Consider the following 1731-nt stretch of genomic DNA (forward strand, 5'->3'; position numbering starts at 1 on the left):
AGCACGCCCAGAACCGCCGCACCGAGTTCCTTATCGTGAAGAAATAACAAAAAAACATCAGAGGGCTCCCATCGCTAAATCTGTCTCTGGAAACCACTTAAAGTAAACGTGATTGAGTTTGTTGTTGTACGATGGCTGGTATCGCCGGAGGAGCTTCCGCCAATAATTTTAAGAAGCACGGTTTCCAGTACATCTTTAGAGAATATGCCACATACATTAACTGCCGTGTAGCTGGTTGTAGCCGTGGGCGATACAGAAAAGGTTGAGCCTGTACCTACACCTTGGCGCGCCTATCCACCACTGGGTGCTGCTGCCTCCGGTGGTGGCAAGTGCCATAGAATAGCCTGAACATATCGAAACATTTGGTGATACGGTGGTATTACCTGAATTGACATTGTGATGGCTATATTGCTGTTCGCCGGGCTGCAGGAACATAGCTGCACCACTCCCCTATAAGAAGTAATTGCAGACAGGCTACTATTACTCAGAGGACTAGTTGTAAAATTGTATGGGCAAGTCACATAAAAAAATGATTTTAATAATCATCCTTTAAATTTAACATCTTCTGACGGCAACTAAATTAGCAATAAATTTTCAGGGATTTATATAGTCTTAATATCAGTAACATCATAAACGTCTTGATAACTATAAAAGAAATGACTTTAATAACATTCCGCATATTTACTTTATTTAACATTTACATTTTGTAACAAAAAACTATTCAAATTTTAAATAATAATATTTATCAAAATTGTGTAATGCATTATTTTAAGTTAATTTTAACTGATTTAAGATTATGTATTGCCTATGCCATGATTACTTTAAAAATTAAATTTTTACAAGTTATAGAATTAACTCCTTTCATTTGGGAACTATCGGGATTTTGGACAATTATTGCAGGCTGCCTGTTATTAATTATATGTATCGCATTTATAATACTAATCAAAATAATAATGCGACAGCAGAAAATGTTGAGTCACCAACTTAAAAATGCTCAGGATCAATATAATATAGAAAATATTGACCAAACAGGTAAAGTTGATATGCACGTAATAAATAATAGAAACAAAGCAAAAAAAATTAAGGCAACGAAACGTAAAGCATTTCGGCAAAAAGATTACGAATATATAATACACACAATTAAATATAACAAGTTATATCTCAATCCGGACCTCACTATTATGGACGTGGCAACATCATGCAACATGCCTTACAAAAAGATATCGCAACTTGTAAACCACTACCACGGTAAAAATTTTAATAATCTTATCAATCAGATGCGCATTGAAGAAGCCCTTAGAATTATAGAAGATCCTGATAAAAAGAATTTAACCCTCGAAGCCATTGCACATGAAGCTGGATTTAATTCTAAGTCAGTTTTTAATGCTTTTTTTAAACAACTTACAAGCGTTACGCCCAGTAATTACAGAAAAAAAATGTAACCGGTATGAAGCCGGAGCTACTATAAACCAAAATTACGCAATAGAGAAAAAGCATATTTTAGGCCTGAAAGTCCAACTGCTTAGCAGTAGAAAAAAATAGTGATGAAATTCGATTTATCCTTTACCAATAAAGAGATTACCCCGTGGGTGGAATGTTTTTATGAAGCAAATGTTGGACAAAATGGGGTTTGGGAACAGATAGAACACTGTGAATGGCTACCGGTCTCACAATCGAACAATTCTTATAAAAAGAAGTGTTGCTGGAGTCTTTTATCACCAGTATCTGGTG

General features: G+C 35.2%; 2 protein-coding genes and 1 pseudogene. 2 read left to right on the forward strand and 1 reads right to left on the reverse strand.

Going from position 1 to position 1731, the window contains the following annotated elements:
- Positions 1–216 precede the first annotated feature (216 nt).
- The gene (locus tag CHU92_RS00215; RefSeq protein ID WP_094411431.1) at positions 217–435 is read right to left on the reverse strand and encodes a hypothetical protein; all 219 of its coding nucleotides are present in this window, start codon (positions 433–435) and stop codon (positions 217–219) included.
- A 323-nt stretch (positions 436–758) separates the two neighbouring features.
- Here CHU92_RS00215 and CHU92_RS00220 point away from each other — a divergent pair, with 323 nt between their 5' ends.
- Both CHU92_RS00220 and CHU92_RS15940 read left to right on the forward strand, forming a co-directional pair.
- The gene (locus tag CHU92_RS00220) at positions 759–1442 is read left to right on the forward strand and encodes a helix-turn-helix domain-containing protein (protein WP_094411433.1); all 684 of its coding nucleotides are present in this window, start codon (positions 759–761) and stop codon (positions 1440–1442) included.
- A 102-nt stretch (positions 1443–1544) separates the two neighbouring features.
- A pseudogene (locus CHU92_RS15940) lies at positions 1545–1731 on the forward strand (hypothetical protein); the annotation flags it as partial.

The sequence above is a fragment of the Flavobacterium cyanobacteriorum genome (assembly GCF_002251835.1).
Lineage (GTDB): Bacteria > Bacteroidota > Bacteroidia > Flavobacteriales > Flavobacteriaceae > Flavobacterium > Flavobacterium cyanobacteriorum.